14 protein-coding genes are annotated in these 16,945 nt (G+C 58.5%); 11 read left to right on the plus strand and 3 right to left on the minus strand.

Annotation, left to right across the window (positions count from 1 at the left end; genetic code table 11):
• Nucleotides 1-139: 139 nt before the first annotated feature.
• From ACIQAL_RS24590 to ACIQAL_RS24600, 3 genes are read right to left on the minus strand one after another with little or no spacing between them, the layout of a single operon-like run.
• Nucleotides 140-910: a TerB family tellurite resistance protein gene (locus tag ACIQAL_RS24590; RefSeq protein WP_401150152.1), complete on the minus strand. Its 771-nt coding sequence runs from the start codon at nucleotides 908-910 to the stop codon at nucleotides 140-142.
• Nucleotides 911-1,579, minus strand: a complete 669-nt coding sequence (murU, locus tag ACIQAL_RS24595; RefSeq protein ID WP_401150154.1) for an N-acetylmuramate alpha-1-phosphate uridylyltransferase MurU — start codon at nucleotides 1,577-1,579, stop codon at nucleotides 911-913.
• A 36-nt stretch (nucleotides 1,580-1,615) separates the two neighbouring features.
• Nucleotides 1,616-2,644: an aminoglycoside phosphotransferase family protein gene (locus ACIQAL_RS24600; protein ID WP_401150155.1), complete on the minus strand. Its 1,029-nt coding sequence runs from the start codon at nucleotides 2,642-2,644 to the stop codon at nucleotides 1,616-1,618.
• Nucleotides 2,645-2,773: 129 nt separating this feature from the next.
• Between ACIQAL_RS24600 and ACIQAL_RS24605 the strand changes: the two genes are divergently transcribed.
• From ACIQAL_RS24605 to ACIQAL_RS24655, 11 genes are all read left to right on the plus strand, one after another.
• A complete protein-coding gene (locus tag ACIQAL_RS24605) occupies nucleotides 2,774-5,554 on the plus strand; it encodes an LPS-assembly protein LptD (RefSeq protein WP_401150157.1) in 2,781 nt (926 codons plus the stop codon).
• Nucleotides 5,535-6,857: a peptidylprolyl isomerase gene (locus ACIQAL_RS24610; RefSeq protein WP_401150159.1), complete on the plus strand. Its 1,323-nt coding sequence runs from the start codon at nucleotides 5,535-5,537 to the stop codon at nucleotides 6,855-6,857. The genes ACIQAL_RS24605 and ACIQAL_RS24610 overlap by 20 nt, the downstream gene beginning before the upstream one ends.
• Nucleotides 6,854-7,840, plus strand: coding sequence for a 4-hydroxythreonine-4-phosphate dehydrogenase PdxA (gene pdxA / locus ACIQAL_RS24615; protein ID WP_401150161.1), 987 nt, complete (start codon nucleotides 6,854-6,856; stop codon nucleotides 7,838-7,840). Before ACIQAL_RS24610 ends, pdxA begins: the two co-directional genes overlap by 4 nt.
• Entirely contained in the window at nucleotides 7,840-8,646 is an 807-nt protein-coding gene (gene rsmA / locus ACIQAL_RS24620; RefSeq protein ID WP_401150162.1) for a 16S rRNA (adenine(1518)-N(6)/adenine(1519)-N(6))-dimethyltransferase RsmA, read from the plus strand. Before pdxA ends, rsmA begins: the two co-directional genes overlap by 1 nt.
• Before the next feature lie 118 nt (nucleotides 8,647-8,764).
• Nucleotides 8,765-9,145: a Co2+/Mg2+ efflux protein ApaG gene (gene apaG / locus ACIQAL_RS24625; protein WP_166595600.1), complete on the plus strand. Its 381-nt coding sequence runs from the start codon at nucleotides 8,765-8,767 to the stop codon at nucleotides 9,143-9,145.
• A complete protein-coding gene (locus ACIQAL_RS24630) occupies nucleotides 9,145-10,026 on the plus strand; it encodes a symmetrical bis(5'-nucleosyl)-tetraphosphatase (protein WP_401150164.1) in 882 nt (293 codons plus the stop codon). Before apaG ends, ACIQAL_RS24630 begins: the two co-directional genes overlap by 1 nt.
• A gap of 56 nt (nucleotides 10,027-10,082) precedes the next feature.
• The gene (gene glpE / locus ACIQAL_RS24635) at nucleotides 10,083-10,403 is read left to right on the plus strand and encodes a thiosulfate sulfurtransferase GlpE (protein ID WP_166595602.1); all 321 of its coding nucleotides are present in this window, start codon (nucleotides 10,083-10,085) and stop codon (nucleotides 10,401-10,403) included.
• Between the two features lie 287 nt (nucleotides 10,404-10,690).
• Nucleotides 10,691-12,613, plus strand: a complete 1,923-nt coding sequence (locus ACIQAL_RS24640) for a PrkA family serine protein kinase (protein ID WP_062385212.1) — start codon at nucleotides 10,691-10,693, stop codon at nucleotides 12,611-12,613.
• Nucleotides 12,614-12,773: 160 nt separating this feature from the next.
• Nucleotides 12,774-14,045: a YeaH/YhbH family protein gene (locus ACIQAL_RS24645; RefSeq protein ID WP_166595603.1), complete on the plus strand. Its 1,272-nt coding sequence runs from the start codon at nucleotides 12,774-12,776 to the stop codon at nucleotides 14,043-14,045.
• On the plus strand, nucleotides 14,042-15,604 hold the full coding sequence (locus ACIQAL_RS24650; RefSeq protein WP_166595604.1) for a SpoVR family protein: 1,563 nt from the start codon (nucleotides 14,042-14,044) through the stop codon (nucleotides 15,602-15,604). The genes ACIQAL_RS24645 and ACIQAL_RS24650 overlap by 4 nt, the downstream gene beginning before the upstream one ends.
• A 79-nt stretch (nucleotides 15,605-15,683) precedes the next feature.
• Entirely contained in the window at nucleotides 15,684-16,919 is a 1,236-nt protein-coding gene (locus ACIQAL_RS24655; RefSeq protein WP_401150168.1) for a multifunctional CCA addition/repair protein, read from the plus strand.
• The last annotated feature ends 26 nt before the right edge of the window (nucleotides 16,920-16,945 follow it).

Genomic DNA, 16,945 nt, shown 5'->3' on the forward strand with positions numbered 1-16,945 from the left:
ATCACTGGTGATTCTGGCTCGCAAGCTCGCCCGCGTCGCATTTTCCCTGATGCAGAACGAAGACGAATATGACGCAGGAAAGAGGGCTAAAAAGCTTTGCCCTCAACCATAGAATCTCCCACGCCTTCGGCAGACCCATTCACCGAAACCCGCGCCTCTCCCGCACCACCGCGTAGGCGTGGTGCAGGTCCCGGGTTTTTTCGGTGGCGTCGCGCACCTGCACCGGACTGGCGCCCGACCCTGCCACTTTGTCCGGATGATGCCGACTCAACAGACGCCGGTACGCCCGCTTGATCTGTGCAGGCTCCGCATCCGACCGCACGCCCAGCAAGCGTAAGGCCTCCTGATATTCACCGCCGCTGCTGGCCGGGGAACGGGTGCGCTGTTCATCTTCGGTCGCTGACAACGCCTCGACTTTCTCTGCCGTCCAGCCCAGCCATTTGCCCCACGACACGATCAGCTCGCGCTCACCCCTTGACGCCCTGCCATCGGCCCAGGCCATGCGCCAGCATGCACGCAGCAAACCCTCGGCCGCATGAGGCTGGTTTTTCAGCCGCGTCAGGTGCACGCGCAGATTGTCGCGGCCATCCTTGCCCCGGTTGAACGCCGCAATCGCACGACGCGTGGCAGGTTCGCTCAAGTCCAGACGACGCATCTCGACGCGGGCTTGCTGAATATGGCCATCGACCACACGGCCATCTGTTTTGGCGACGCGACCCAGCAGGATGAAAATCAGCTCGTCATCCCGTGGCACCTTGCGACCGGCGAGGCGTTCGCGCAGCTCCGCAAGGCTTTGGACATGCAGCCGTCGATCCAGCGCCTGCCCCAACAAAGCGCCGAGCATCGCGCCCGGAATGCTGGCAATTGCGTACCCGGCGCCGCCTCCGATCAGTGTGAAAGGCCAGAGCATCTAGGGTTTCACCGCGACAATCTGTTCGACTTCCGCCAGCCGTTCATGGGTTCCGACATCCACCCATCGCCCGGTGAAATGTTCGCCAGTCACCTGCCCTTTCGCCATCGCGTCGCGCAGCAGGGGCGCCAGCTTGAACGCTCCGTCGCTACACCCCGCGAACAGCTTCGGGTGCAGCACCGCAATACCGCTGTAGGTCAGCCGCGCAGGCGCGGATTCGTCCCGCACCTCGCCGCCCACCAACGCGAAATCGCCGGAGAGGTGATGCAGCGGATTGTCCACCAACACCAAATGGGCCAATCCGTGAATGGGCGCCTTCAGCGCCGTAAAATCGCAATCGGTCCAGATGTCGCCGTTGACCACCAGAAACGGCTCATCACCCAACAATGGCAACGCGCGAAAAATCCCGCCGCCGGTTTCCAGCGGCTCGCCTTCAGGGGAGTAACGAATGCGCAGCCCAAATTGATGACCGTCACCCAGATAGTCTTCGATTTGTTGCCCCAGCCAAGCGTGGTTGATCACGACCTCGCTGAAACCCGCAGCTTTCAGGGCACGCAGGTGGTATTCGATCAGCGGGACACCGCCGGCACGCACCAGTGGCTTGGGCGTGTGCAGGGTCAACGGCCGCAGCCGCTCACCTTTGCCGGCCGCCAAAATCATCGCTTTCATGCGTCCCTCTTCAAAACAGTCTTCACATCCATTCCTTCACACGGCCGTTTCGGGTTTCGGCTGACGCAGGCTGGTCAGCAGATTGCTCAGCTCAACGAGTTCAGGCCGACGCGCCAGCACTGCTTCTATATAAGAGAAGAAACGCGGCACATCGGCGAGGTAACGCGGCTTGCCATCACGGTGGCAAATGCGCGCAAAAATACCGATCACCTTCAAGTGACGCTGCACACCCATCAAATCACTGGCGCGCCGAAACTCATTGAAATCATCCTGCACGGGAATGCCCAAGCCAGCGGCTTTGTCCCAGTAGGCCTTCAACCAGCCCGCAACGCGCTCTTCCGGCCAGCTCAGGAACGCGTCCTTGAACAGGCAGGTGATGTCGTAGGTCACCGGGCCATACACAGCATCCTGAAAATCCAGCACGCCGGGATTCGGCTCGCTGAGCATCAGGTTACGGGGCATGTAATCGCGATGGACCAACACTTTGGGCTGCGCCAACGCACTGTCGATCAACAGCCCGCTGACCCGCTGCCAACTGGCCTGCTGGGCCTCATCTAACGTCACCCCGAGATGCCGCTTCACGTACCACTCAGGAAACAGCTCAAGCTCACGGCGCAACAGCGCGACGTCATAGCTGGGCAATGGCGCATCCATCGGCGACTGCTGATACGCCAGCAACGCCTCAATGGCATCGGCGAACAATTGATCGGCGTTGTGCTCATCGATCACGTCGAGATACGTTTTTCGGCCCAGGTCGTTGAGTAGCAGAAAGCCTTGATTCAGGTCTTCGGCATAAATTTTCGGAACATTAATCCCTGATTCGCTCAATAAATGAGCGATGTCGACAAAGGGTTTGCAGTTTTCCTGAGGGGGTGGCGCGTCCATGACAATAAAAGTGCGCCCCTCACCTTCCCAGCGGAAATAGCGTCGGAAACTCGCGTCACTGCTGGCCGCAGTCAACGTGGCCGGGGGTATGGCGCCCCAGCCTTGGGCCGCGAACAACGTTGGCAGTTGCTCATCGAGCCAAACTTTCAGGTGTTGCAGGCGTACATCTTGATCTGGCATTGCAAGGGTCTCCGACGGCGCTAGCCGTCAAGCGGGTCATGCTTTATTATCCGACATCTTTTTCAGCCCATCGAGAGGCGTGCGGCCCCCCCGCGGGCAGATGGCGCGCAGGAAGCCCGGACTAATAAGATGGCATTGAAATCCCCCGCGTTTCGTAAAAAATTTCCGTTGCTCGTAACCGGCAGTTTGCTGGCGATGCAACCTCTGGCCACCCAGTACGTGGTTGCGGCCGAGCAGTATGACTGCTCCGTGTCGGCAACAGGTGCGTGGGATTGCTCCCCGAAAACCAATGCAGCCCAGTTGCCTCCGCGGCCGGTGCACGACGCCAACAGCGTGTCGTCCAACAGCAACGGGACGACGGAGTCCACGATCACCACTGAAAGCGGTGAAGTCGTGCCTAAAACGATGCTGGTCACCGAGGCCAAGGGCCGGGGCCTGCAATCGCGCAGCGCAGACTACAGCCATCTGGACTGGGTGCCACGCGAGAAACTGACCGCTGCCCAACTGGCAGAGACGGGTCCGTATTGCTCTGGCGCGTACATCGAGCCGATTCGTCCTGGCATGGACGACAAGACCGCGAAAAGCGACGCCCCGACCTTCATTGGCGCCAAGGCTTCGCGTTATCAGCAGGAAGAACAGATCGCGAGCCTGGCCGGTGACGTCGTCATGCGCCAGGGCTCCATGCAGGTCGAGTCCGATGAAGCGGCGCTGCATCAGGCCGAAAACCGTGGCGAGCTGAACGGCAACGTCCGTCTGCGCGACAACGGCGCCCTGATCGTCGGCGACCACGCTGAAGTCCAGCTGGACACCGGTGAAGCGAAAGTCGACAACGCCGAATATGTGCTGCACAAGTCCAACGTGCGTGGTAACGCGCTGTACGCCCGCCGTGCAGAAAACGCGATCATCCGCCTCAAGGACGGTACGTACACCACGTGTGAACCGAGCAGCAACGCCTGGACGGTTAAGGGCAACAACATCACCCTGAACCCGGCCACCGGTTTCGGTACGGCAACCAACGCCACCCTGCGTGTGAAGGACATTCCGATCCTCTACACCCCGTACATCTATTTCCCGATCGACGATCGTCGTCAGTCCGGCTTCCTGCCACCGACCATCGGTGCCAGCAGCGACACTGGCTTCTCGTTGCTCACGCCTTACTACTTCAACCTGGCGCCGAACTACGACGCCACGTTGTACCCGACGTACATGGCCAAACGTGGCCTGTTGCTTGAAGGTGAGTTCCGTTACCTGACCAAGAGCAGCGAAGGTCAGTTCGGCGCCGCTTACCTGAACGACGACAACGACGATCGCAAGCTTGAGTCCGATTCGAAGGACACTCGCTGGATGATCAACTGGCAGAACCGCAGTGGTCTGGACGAGCGCCTGACTGCGCATGTCGACTACACCAAAGTCAGCGATCCTTACTACTTCAAGGACCTGAAAAGCGGCCAGGAAGGCGTCAGCACGCACAACTTCCTGAACCAGCAGGGTGATCTGACTTACCGTGGCGACAGCTACTGGGCACGTCTGAACGTTCAGCAGTATCAACTGACCACGATCACTCAGATCACGCCGTACGCCCGTCTGCCTCAACTGACCCTGAACGGCACATTGCCTTTCAATCCGGGCGGTTTGAAGTTCGATTACGAGTCTGAGCTGGTGCGTTTCGACCGCGACCTGCGCGACGGCAGCTTCGTGGATGAAGACGGGATTCCGCAAAGCCGCCTGGACAACAACGTTCAGGGTCTGGCGCGCGCCAATGGCGACCGGCTGAATCTGGCGCCGTCGATCAGCCTGCCTTTGACGGCCTCGTATGGTTTTGTGACCCCGAAACTGAAATACGTTTACACCAAGTACGACCTGGATCTGGATGCGGAAGGCAAGCGCACTCTGTTGGCTGACGAGAGCTACAACTCGTCCCAAGACCGCGCTGTCCCTATTTTCAGCGTGGACAGCGGCCTGTACTTCGACCGCAACACCAACTGGTTCGGCAAGGACTACCGTCAAACTCTGGAACCGCGTCTGTACTACCTGTACGTACCGAACAAGGACCAGACTGACATTCCGATTTTCGACACGGGCGAAACGACGTTCAACTACGCGTCGCTGTTCCGTGACAACCGCTTCGTCGGCTCTGACCGCATCGGTGACGAGAACAAACTGTCGCTGGGCGTAACCAACCGCTGGATCGAAGACAACGGTTTCGAACGTCAGCGTGTCAGCTTCGGTCAGGCGGTCTACTTCGCCGATCGCAAGGTGCAGCTGCCAGGCATCAGCTATCAGGACCGCAAAGACGCACAGTCTGATGTGTCTCCGTACGCGCTGGAATACGAATACCGCTTCAACCGCGACTGGCGTGCCACGTCGGACTTCAACTGGGACCCGGACAGCCGCAGCACTCGCTCCGGCAGCGCGATGGTTCACTACCAGCCTGAAGACAATCCCGGCAAGATCATCAACGCCGGCTACCGCTATCGCAACGACCAGGTCCGTTACGACCAGACGACTGGCCGCTGGTCCGTGGGCGGCGGCGACGCAACCCTGCCTGATGGCTCGGTCATCAAGGACTACTACAAAATCCAGCAGCATGACTTCTCGGTCATCTGGCCTGTCGCGCCTCAATGGAGCGCCATTGGTCGCTGGCAATATGACTACAACCGTGATCGCACCCTCGAAGCCTTTGGTGGTTTTGAATATGACAACTGCTGCTGGAAGCTGCGCCTGATCAACCGTTACTGGGTCGACTATGACGAGTCCACTCAAGAGGTTGCACAGAACGAGAAAGGCGACCGCGGCGTATTCCTACAAATCGTGTTGAAGGGACTTGGTGGCGTAGTCGGCCAAAAAGTTGAAAGCTTCCTCGACAAAGGCATCCAAGGTTATCGTGAACGTGAAGACCAAGCTTTCTGATTCTCTGCGCCCGCTAGTACTGGGCGCACTGCTCATCGGTTCGGTGGCGCACGCTGAAGTGCGCACCATCGACAAGGTGGTAGCCATCGTCGACAACGACGTGGTCATGCAAAGCCAGCTCGATCAGCGCACCCGCGAAGTTCAGCAAACCATCGCCAAGCGCGGCCAGGGCGTTCCTCCTGCCAGCGCGCTGGAGTCGCAGGTTCTGGATCGTCTGATCCTCGAAAACCTGCAACTGCAGATTGGCGAGCGCTCCGGCATTCGCATCACCGATGAAGAGCTGAACCAGGCGGTCGGCACCATTGCTCAGCGCAACAACATGAGCATCGACCAGTTCAAGGCCGCACTGGCTCATGACGGCCTGTCGTTCAATAACGCCCGTGAGCAGATTCGTCGGGAAATCATCATCAGCCGCGTACGTCAGCGTCGCGTTGCCGAGCGTATCCAGGTGTCGGAGCAGGAAGTGAAGAACTTCCTCGCCTCGGACTTGGGCAAGGCTCAGTTCTCGGAAGAGTACCACTTGGCCAACATTCTGGTGCCTACCCCTGACAGCGCGACCTCGGACCAGATCCAGGCCGCCGCAGCCAAGGCCAAGGACATCTACGGCAAGCTGCAACAGGGTGCGAACTTCGAGCAACTGGCGATTTCCTCTTCGGCCAGCGAAAGCGCACTGGACGGCGGTGACATGGGCTGGCGTAAAGCCGCTCAACTGCCGCCCCCATTCGGCGACATGTTGCGCTCGATGAGCCCAGGTCAGGTAACCCCACCAGCCCGTACGCCGGGTGGTTTCATCATCCTGAAGCTGCTGGAGAAACGCGGCGGTGAAGATCAGACCCAGATGCGCGACGAGGTTCACGTTCGTCACATCCTGATCAAGCCAAGCGAGATTCGCAGCGAAGCTGAAACCAAGACACTGGCTCAGCGCATCTACGACCGCATCCAGAACGGCGAAGACTTTGGCGCTCTGGCGAAGAGCTTCTCCGAAGATCCGGGTTCGGCGCTTAACGGCGGTGACATGAACTGGGTGGACCCACGTTCGCTGGTGCCTGAATTCCGCGACGTAATGAACGAGACGCCGCAAGGCGTGGTGTCCAAGCCGTTCCAGACACAATTCGGCTGGCACGTACTGGAAGTCCTGGGTCGTCGCGCCACCGACGGCACCAACCAGGCTCGCGAGCAACAAGCGATGACCGTACTGCGTAACCGCAAATACGACGAAGAGCTGCAAACCTGGCTGCGTCAGATTCGCGACGAAGCCTACGTTGAAATCAAGCTCCCTGGCGCTGACCAGGCTGCCAAGTGAAACCCCGGCGTTTCGCCCTGACACCCGGCGAGCCCGCTGGCATTGGTCCTGACCTTTGCCTGCTGCTCGCCGCGCAGTCCCAGCCCCACCCCCTGATTGCCATCACCAGTTGCGACCTGCTCAATGAACGGGCCGCTCAACTGGGCGTGGCTGTCAGCCTGATTCCCGTCACACCCTCCGCTTGGCCCGATGTTCCTGCCCCTGCGGGCAGCCTGTATGTCTGGGACACGCCGCTGAACGCGCCGGTCACGGCCGGACAGTTGAACAAGGCCAACGGCGCTTTTGTACTGGAAACCCTCACCCGCGCCGGACAAGGCTGCATCAATGGCGACTTCGCCGGGATGATCACCGCCCCCGTGCACAAGGGTGTGATCAACGAGGGCGGCATTGCCTTCTCTGGCCACACCGAGTTTCTGGCTGAACTGACCCATACCGAACAAGTGGTAATGATGCTTGCCACCGGCAACTTGCGCGTGGCCCTGGTGACCACTCACCTGCCGCTGCGCGACATCGCTGACGCCATTACACCTGAGAAGCTGGAGCGTGTGACGCGCATTCTGCATACCGATCTGGTGAGCAAGTTCGGTATCCCTCGCCCACGCATTCTGGTCTGCGGACTGAATCCCCATGCGGGCGAAGGCGGCCACCTCGGCCGCGAAGAAATCGACATCATCGAACCCACCCTTGAGCGTCTGCGCGGCGATGGTTTGGACCTGCGTGGTCCCCTCCCCGCCGATACGCTTTTTACCCCCAAATATCTGGAGCACTGTGATGCAGTGCTGGCGATGTACCACGACCAGGGCCTGCCCGTGCTGAAGTACAAAGGCTTCGGCGCCGCCGTCAACGTCACGCTGGGCCTGCCCATCATTCGCACGTCCGTGGATCACGGCACTGCACTGGATTTGGCAGGCAGCGGCAAGATCGACACCGGCAGCCTCAAGGTTGCTCTGGAAACCGCCTATCAGATGGCCGAGACCCGTTAATGACTGAGCAATACCAACACAAGGCGCGCAAGCGCTTCGGCCAGAACTTTCTGCACGATGCAGGCGTGATCGACAAAATTTTGCGCTCGATCCGTGCCAAAGCCGAAGATCGCATGCTTGAAATCGGTCCGGGCCAAGGCGCTCTGACCGAAGGCCTCTTGAGCAGCGGTGCGCAGCTGGACGTCGTGGAGCTGGACAAGGACTTGGTACCGATCCTGATGCAGCAGTTCAGCGGCATGCCGAACTTCAACCTGCATCAGGGCGACGCCTTGAAGTTCGACTTCACCAGCCTGAACGCAGCGCCCAGCAGCCTGCGTGTGGTCGGCAACCTGCCGTACAACATCTCCACGCCACTGATCTTTCACCTGCTGCAGAACGCACACCTGATTCGTGACATGCACTTCATGTTGCAGAAAGAAGTGGTCGAGCGTCTGGCCGCGGGTCCCGGCGGCGGTGATTGGGGCCGTCTGTCGATCATGGTTCAGTACCACTGCCGCGTGGAGCATCTGTTCAATGTCGGTCCTGGCGCGTTCAATCCGCCGCCAAAAGTCGATTCGGCCATTGTGCGTCTGGTGCCTCACGAGACGCTCCCGCATCCGGCCAAGGATCACCGCACACTGGAACGCGTCGTTCGCGAAGCGTTCAATCAGCGCCGCAAGACGTTGCGCAACACGCTGAAAGCCCTGCTCACCAGTGAGGAAATCACTGAGGCGGGCGTGGATGGCAGCCTGCGTCCAGAGCAACTGGATCTGGCAGCGTTCGTGCGTCTGGCCGACAAGTTGACTGACAAACCTGTCGTCGCTTAAACCCTTCAGGACATGTCCGGTTGAAGCCCGTGTTGGTTTTTTCACCGCCACATGTCCTAGACTCAACCTTCTCCGGGCTTTTCCGGCTTTTTCCGCTCCCGCTTTTAAGGCCTCTTGCATGTCCGATCCTCGTTATCAGATCGACGTCAGCGTCGTCACCCGCTTTCTTTCAGAACAATCGCAGCCGGATCAGAACCGTTTTGCCTTTGCGTACACCGTCACCGTCCACAACAATGGCGAGCTGCCAGCCAAGTTGCTGTCGCGCCATTGGGTGATCACCGACGGCGACGGGCACGTCGAAGAAGTTCGCGGGGAAGGCGTCGTTGGCCAGCAGCCGCTGATTCAGGCCGGACAAAGCCACACCTACAGCAGCGGCACGGTCATGACCACCAAGGTCGGCAACATGCAGGGCACTTATCAAATGCTGGCGGATGATGGCAAACGCTTCGATGCCGTTATCGCGCCTTTCCGGCTGGCAGTGCCAGGGGCGCTTCACTGATGACGGTGTACGCAGTCGGCGACCTGCAAGGTTGCCTTGATCCGTTGAAGTGTCTGCTGGAGCGTGTGTCATTCGATCCGGCCAGTGACAAGCTGTGGTTGGTGGGTGATCTGGTGAACCGAGGACCTCAGTCGCTGGAAACCCTGCGCTTCCTGTATGGCATGCGCGACTCTGTTGTCAGCGTGCTCGGCAATCATGACCTTCATCTGCTCGCTGCGGGACGCAACATTGAGCGGCTGAAAAAAGGCGACACGCTGCGGGAAATCCTGGAAGCGCCTGACGCCAAAGTCCTCCTCGACTGGCTGCGTCAATTGAAACTGATGCACTACGACGCCGAGCGTGACATCGCCTTGGTCCACGCCGGCATCCCGCCGCAGTGGACGCTGAAAAAAGCCCTCCGCTGTGCCGAAGAAGTCGAAGAAGCCCTGCGCGACGACAACCTGCTTGAGCCTTTTCTGGATGGCATGTACGGCAATGAGCCTGCCAAATGGGACAAGGACCTGCACGGCGTCACCCGTCTGCGTGTGATCACCAACTATTTCACCCGCATGCGTTTCTGCACCGCAGACGGCAAGCTCGACCTCAAGAGTAAAGAAGGTCTGGACAGCGCACCGGCGGGTTATGCGCCATGGTTCAGCCACAAGGACCGCAAGACCAAAGGCCTGAACATCATCTTCGGACACTGGGCCGCCCTTGAAGGCCGCTGCGAAGAGCCCGGCGTTTACGCCCTCGACACCGGGTGTGTCTGGGGTGGAGCGATGACGATGCTCAACGTCGACACCCGCGAACTGATTCGCTGCGAGTGTGATGAACGTGGCACCCTCGACCCGTCAAAACCTCCAAACACATCGGCTGGCGACCAAACCGCAGCCCAGCGTTAGAATCCCCATTTCCGTTCTCGACAGTTCGAGAACCCAACGGCCCAGGAGCCTATGCCATGACCGATTTCAAACGCATCCCGCCGGAGCAGGCCCAGGCCCTGCGTGAAAACGGTGCCGTGCTGGTCGACGTTCGCGACGCACAGACCTTTGCCAGCAATCACATTCCCGATTCGCATCATCTGGATAACCACTCGATTGCTGACTTCATTCGTAACGCCGACCTGGATAAACCGCTCGTCGTCGTTTGCTATCACGGCAACTCAAGTCAGAGCGCCGCGGCCTATCTTGTAGGACAGGGCTTCTCCGAGGTCTACAGCATGGACGGCGGTTTCGAGCTGTGGAAAAACACTTTCCCGGCCGAAACGGCGCAAGGCTGATCGGAAAATATTTTTTCAGGCCGCGAAGCCGCGTGCTACGCGGCCTCGCGAGGGTAACTGACGAACGGTTGCACCACATTCATACGCCTTCCTTCTTTCTGTGTGCGAATCCGAACTATCCTTGTGCTCAGGCCATCCGAATCAGGGGAGAGCCGGTACACCGGCGCGTGGGTCATCGGTAGCTACTTTTATGGTGTTTGGGGGGTAAATGACGGCTGACTGATAGCTGTCATCCAACATCGACTGACGATCCGCCGCCGGCTCCACGTATCGAGCGAGGTGACGTCATGAGTATTTTTAGCCACTTCCAACAACGCTTTGAATCGACACGCCAGGAAGAGCTCTCGCTACAGGAGTACTTGGAGCTCTGCAAAACCGACCGCAGTGCATACGCCTCAGCCGCAGAGCGTCTTCTGATGGCCATCGGCGAGCCAGAGTTGTTCGACACTTCGACCAACTCGCGGCTATCCAGGATCTTCTCCAACAAAGTCATCCGGCGCTATCCAGCGTTCGAGGACTTCCATGGCATGGAGGATTGCATCGAGCAGATCGTCTCGTACTTCCGCCACGCCGCTCAGGGTCTGGAAGAAAAGAAACAGATCCTTTACCTGCTCGGTCCTGTCGGCGGCGGTAAGTCGTCCCTGGCTGAAAAGCTCAAACAGCTTGTTGAGAAAATACCTTTCTACGCCATCAAGGGCTCGCCGGTTTTTGAGTCGCCCTTGGGCCTGTTCAAACCCACCGAAGACGGGACGATCCTCGAAGAGGACTACGGCATCCCGCGCCGGTACCTGAATACCATCATGTCGCCATGGGCGACCAAACGTCTGGCCGAGTTCGGGGGCGACATCAGCCAGTTCAAGGTGGTGAAGCTTTATCCGTCGATCCTCAACCAGATCGCCGTTGCCAAGACCGAGCCCGGCGACGAGAACAACCAGGACATTTCGGCGCTGGTGGGTAAAGTCGATATCCGCAAGCTCGAAGAATATCCACAGAACGACGCCGATGCTTATAGCTACTCAGGCGCGCTGTGCCGGGCCAACCAGGGCCTGATGGAATTCGTGGAGATGTTCAAGGCGCCGATCAAGGTCCTGCACCCACTGCTCACCGCCACTCAGGAAGGTAACTACAACAGTACCGAAGGCCTGGGCGCGATTCCGTTCACCGGTATTCTGCTGGCCCACTCCAACGAATCGGAATGGCACAGCTTCCGCAACAACAAGAACAACGAAGCCTTCATCGACCGTATTTACATCGTGAAGGTGCCGTACTGCCTGCGTGTCAGCGACGAGATCAAGATTTACGACAAGTTGCTGTTCAACAGCTCGCTGGCCAAGGCCCATTGCGCGCCAGACACACTGAAAATGCTCGCGCAGTTCACCGTTCTGTCGCGCCTCAAGGAGCCGGAAAACTCCAACATCTACTCCAAGATGCGGGTGTACGACGGCGAAAACCTCAAGGACACCGACCCGAAAGCCAAATCCATCCAGGAGTACCGCGACAGCGCAGGCGTAGACGAGGGCATGAATGGTCTGTCCACGCGCTTTGCGTTCAAGATCCTCTCGAAAGTCTTCAACTTCGACCCGCACGAAGTGGCCGCCAACCCGGTTCACCTGCTGTATGTGCTGGAGCAGCAAATCGAGCAAGAGCAATTCCAGGCCGAAACCCGCGAGCGCTATCTGCGCTTCATCAAAGAATACCTGGCCCCGCGCTACATCGAGTTCATCGGCAAGGAAATCCAGACGGCTTATCTGGAGTCCTACAGCGAATACGGTCAAAACATCTTCGACCGCTACGTCTTGTACGCAGACTTCTGGATTCAGGATCAGGAATACCGCGACCCTGAAACCGGCGAAATCCTTAACCGCGTGGCGCTTAACGAGGAGCTGGAGAAGATCGAGAAACCGGCTGGCATCAGCAATCCGAAGGATTTCCGGAACGAGATCGTCAACTTCGTGCTACGCGCCCGTGCCAACAACAACGGCAAAAACCCGACCTGGCTCAGCTACGAGAAGCTGCGCGTGGTGATCGAGAAGAAAATGTTCTCGAACACCGAGGACCTGCTGCCGGTGATCAGCTTCAATGCCAAAGCCAGCAAAGAGGATCAACAGAAACACAACGACTTCGTCACCCGAATGGTCGAGCGGGGTTACACCGACAAACAGGTGCGGCTGCTGTCCGAGTGGTACCTGCGCGTCCGCAAATCACAATAAGCAGCGACAAGTTGTGAGCTTCAAGCTGCAAGCTAAAAGCGATCCGGCGTGTTCGATAGACCACCGCATGGCTTGAGGCTTGTAGCTTGAAGTGTGGTATTTGCGGTCAAAACTTGCAGCTCGCAGCTTATGGCTTGCAGCTCCCCGAAGGGGCCCTCGTATGAGTTATGTGATCGACCGACGTCTCAATGGCAAGAACAAGAGCACGGTGAATCGGCAGCGCTTCCTGCGTCGCTACCGTGACCACATTAAAAAAGCGGTGGAAGAAGCGGTCAGCCGCCGTTCCATCACTGACATGGAACATGGCGAACAGATCAGCATTCCCGGTCGCGATATCGACGAGCCGGTGCTGCATCATGGTCGCGGCGGCAAACAGACCGTCGTGCATCCCGGCAACAAAGAGTTCACCACCGGTGAACACATCGCCCGTCCTCAGGGCGGTGGTGGGGGCAAAGGGCCTGGCAAGGCGAGCAATTCCGGCGAAGGCATGGACGAGTTCGTGTTCCAGATCACTCAAGAAGAATTCCTTGAGTTCATGTTCGAAGACCTCGAACTCCCCAACCTCGTCAAACGCAACCTGAGCGGTACCGATACCTTCAAGACCGTACGTGCGGGCATTAGCAACGAAGGCAACCCGTCACGCATCAACATCATTCGCACGCTGCGTTCAGCCCACGCACGACGCATTGCGTTGTCTGGCAGCAGCCGCGCCAAACTCCGTGAAGTGCTCGCTGAACTTGAGCGTTTGAAACGCGAAGAACCCGACAATTTCGGCGACATTCAAGAGCTGGAAATAGAAGCAGCACGCTTACAGGCGCGGATCAAACGCGTGCCCTATCTGGACACCTTCGACCTCAAATACAACCTGCTAGTGAAACAGCCTAACCCCAGCTCCAAGGCGGTAATGTTCTGCCTGATGGACGTGTCCGGCTCGATGACGCAGGCGACCAAAGACATCGCCAAGCGGTTTTTCATCCTCTTGTATCTTTTCCTGAAGCGGAACTACGACAAGATCGAAGTCGTGTTCATCCGCCACCACACCAGCGCGCGCGAAGTCGACGAGGAAGAGTTTTTCTATTCACGGGAAACCGGCGGCACCATCGTGTCCAGCGCATTGAAACTGATGCAGGAGATCATGGCCGAGCGCTACCCCACCAACGAGTGGAACATCTACGCTGCCCAGGCCTCCGACGGCGACAACTGGAATGACGACTCACCCATCTGCCGCGACATTCTGATCAAGCAGATCATGCCGTTCGTGCAGTACTACACTTACGTCGAAATTACCCCTCGCGAGCATCAGGCACTGTGGTTCGAATACGAGCGCATCGGCGAAGCCTTCGCCGACACGTTCGCCCAGCAGCAGCTGGTCTCTGCCGGTGATATCTATCCGGTATTCCGTGAACTCTTCCAGCGCAGGTTAGTGACATGACCGCTAGAGAGCAGAAGCGCCAACCCCTTTCCACGGGTTCAGAGTGGACGTTCGAACTGATCCAGGCCTACGACCGGGAAATCAGTCGCATCGCCGAGCGTTATGCCCTGGACACTTACCCCAATCAGATTGAGGTGATCACCGCTGAGCAGATGATGGACGCCTATGCGTCGGTCGGCATGCCGCTGGGCTATCACCATTGGTCCTACGGCAAGCACTTCCTCAGTACGGAAAAATCCTACTCCCGTGGCCAGATGGGTCTGGCGTACGAGATCGTCATCAACTCCGACCCGTGCATCGCGTACCTGATGGAAGAAAACACCATCTGTATGCAGGCTTTGGTCGTGGCTCATGCCTGCTACGGCCACAACAGTTTCTTCAAGGGCAACTACCTGTTCCGCACCTGGACAGACGCCAGTTCGATCATCGATTACCTGGTGTTCGCCAAGCAGTACATCATGCAATGCGAAGAGCGCCACGGCATCGACGCGGTCGAAGACCTGCTCGACTCCTGCCATGCCTTGATGAATTACGGCGTTGACCGCTATAAGCGGCCGTACCCGATTTCGGCGGAGGAAGAACGTCGCCGCATGAAAGACCGCGAAGAGCATTTGCAGAAGCAGATCAACGATCTTTGGCGCACGATTCCGAAAAATGCCAGCAAGAACGACAAGGAAGACAATGCGCGCTTCCCAGCCGAGCCGCAGGAAAACATCCTCTACTTCATTGAGAAACACGCGCCCCTGCTGGAGCCGTGGCAGCGGGAAATCGTGCGCATCGTTCGCAAAATCGCCCAGTATTTCTATCCACAGCGCCAGACTCAGGTGATGAACGAAGGCTGGGCGACCTTTTGGCATTACACCCTGATGAATGATCTGTACGACGAAGGCCTGGTCACTGACGGATTCATGCTCGAATTCTTGCAGTCCCACACCAGCGTCGTGTTCCAACCGGGCTTTGACAGCCCCTATTACAGCGGCATCAATCCCTACACCTTGGGGTTTGCCATGTATCAAGACATTCGACGGATGTGCGAGCACCCGACCGAAGAAGACCACCACTGGTTTCCCGAGCTGGCAGGGACGGATTGGCTGACCGCCGTGAAATTTGCGATGAGCAGCTTCAAGGACGAGAGCTTTATCCTGCAATACCTGTCACCGAAGGTCATTCGCGACCTCAAGCTGTTCAGCATTCTGGATGACGATCAAAAAGACGACCTGCTGGTTCCTGCCATTCATGATGAAACAGGCTACAGAACGATCAGAGAAACCCTCGCAGCCCAGTACAACCTCGGCAACCGTGAGCCGAACGTGCAGATCTACAGCATCGATCGCAGAGGCGATCGCTCGCTGACCCTGCGTCACCAACAACATGATCGCAAACCGCTGGGCGACTCGACGGATGAAGTGCTTAAACACCTGCATCGCCTGTGGGGGTTCGACATTCACCTCGAAACGCTTCAGGGCGACCAGATCATGAAAACCCACCACGTCCCACCGAGAAGCGAACACGCTGACAGTGAATATCCCCGGCTCGACTTGGCGGTCGTTCACCTTTAGGGGATAAGCCGTATCTGAAAAATGGCCCTCCGCAAGCGCGACGTAAGGTTTATCCTGTCGCGCTTACGGAGGCTTTTATATGCAGATCTATAAAGTTGGCGGCGCTGTGCGTGATCGCCTGCTTGGCAAACCGGTCGCGGACACCGACTGGGTTGTCGTCGGCGCGACCACCGATGAGATGCTGATCAAGGGCTACCGCCCGGTCGGCACAGACTTTCCAGTATTTCTGCACCCCCTCACCGGCGAGGAATACGCGCTGGCTCGAACCGAGCGCAAGACGGGCCGTGGGTATGGCGGGTTCGTGTTTCACGCCGATCCCGACGTCACTCTGGAAGAAGACCTCATCCGCCGCGACCTGACGATCAATGCCATCGCCGAAGACAAGGACGGCCACCTGACCGACCCCTATCACGGTCAGCGCGATTTGCAGGATCGGGTGTTGCGCCATGTTTCCCCGGCATTTGCGGAAGACCCTTTACGGGTCTTGCGCGTGGCGCGATTTGCGGCCCGCTACGCACCGGACGGTTTCACCATTGCCCCTGAAACCTTAATGCTGATGCGCCAACTCAGCGCGTCGGGCGAATTGGAAGCCCTCACGCCGGAGCGCAGCTGGAAGGAAATTTCCCGCGCACTGATGGAGCGGGAGCCACAGGTGTTCATCCAGGTTCTGAAGGACTGCGGTGCACTGAAGGTGTTGATGCCGGAAATCGATACGCTGTTCGGCATCCCCCAGCCAGAGGTGCACCATCCGGAAATCGACACCGGGCTGCATGTCCTGAGCGTGCTGCACCAATCAGCGGTGCACAAGCAGCCGTTGAGCGTGCGTTGGGCGTGCCTGCTGCACGATTTGGGCAAAGGATTAACGCCCGAAGCAGATTGGCCGCGCCATATCGCCCATGAGCAGAAAGGCCTCAAAGCGATCAAAGCAGTGAGTCAGCGCTTCAAAGTGCCGAGAGATTGCCAGGAACTGGCGCTGCTGGTGGGCCAATACCACACCCATGGCCACCGAGCGTTGGAGCTCAAGCCTTCGACGCTGCTGGAGTTGCTGCAGAACTTCGACGTCTATCGCCGCCCGCAGCGGTTCGAGGAGTTCATTGTCGCCTGTGAGATGGACGCCCGGGGTCGCAAGGGTTTCGAGGATCGCAGTTATCCACAGGCTGAATACCTGCGCGGCGCAGCGGAAGCCGCGAGGCAAGTGGCGGTCCAGCCGCTGCTGGATCAGGGTTATCAAGGGCAGGAGTTGGGCGAAGCGCTGAAGCGGGAACGGCTGGACACGCTGACGCTTTACAAGGCGTCGTATCAGAGTCAGAGCTGAATTTGCAGACGTCTGATCGCCCTTTG

Origin of the sequence: Pseudomonas sp. NPDC088368, assembly GCF_044753445.1 — a bacterium.
Lineage (GTDB): Bacteria > Pseudomonadota > Gammaproteobacteria > Pseudomonadales > Pseudomonadaceae > Aquipseudomonas > Aquipseudomonas bambusae.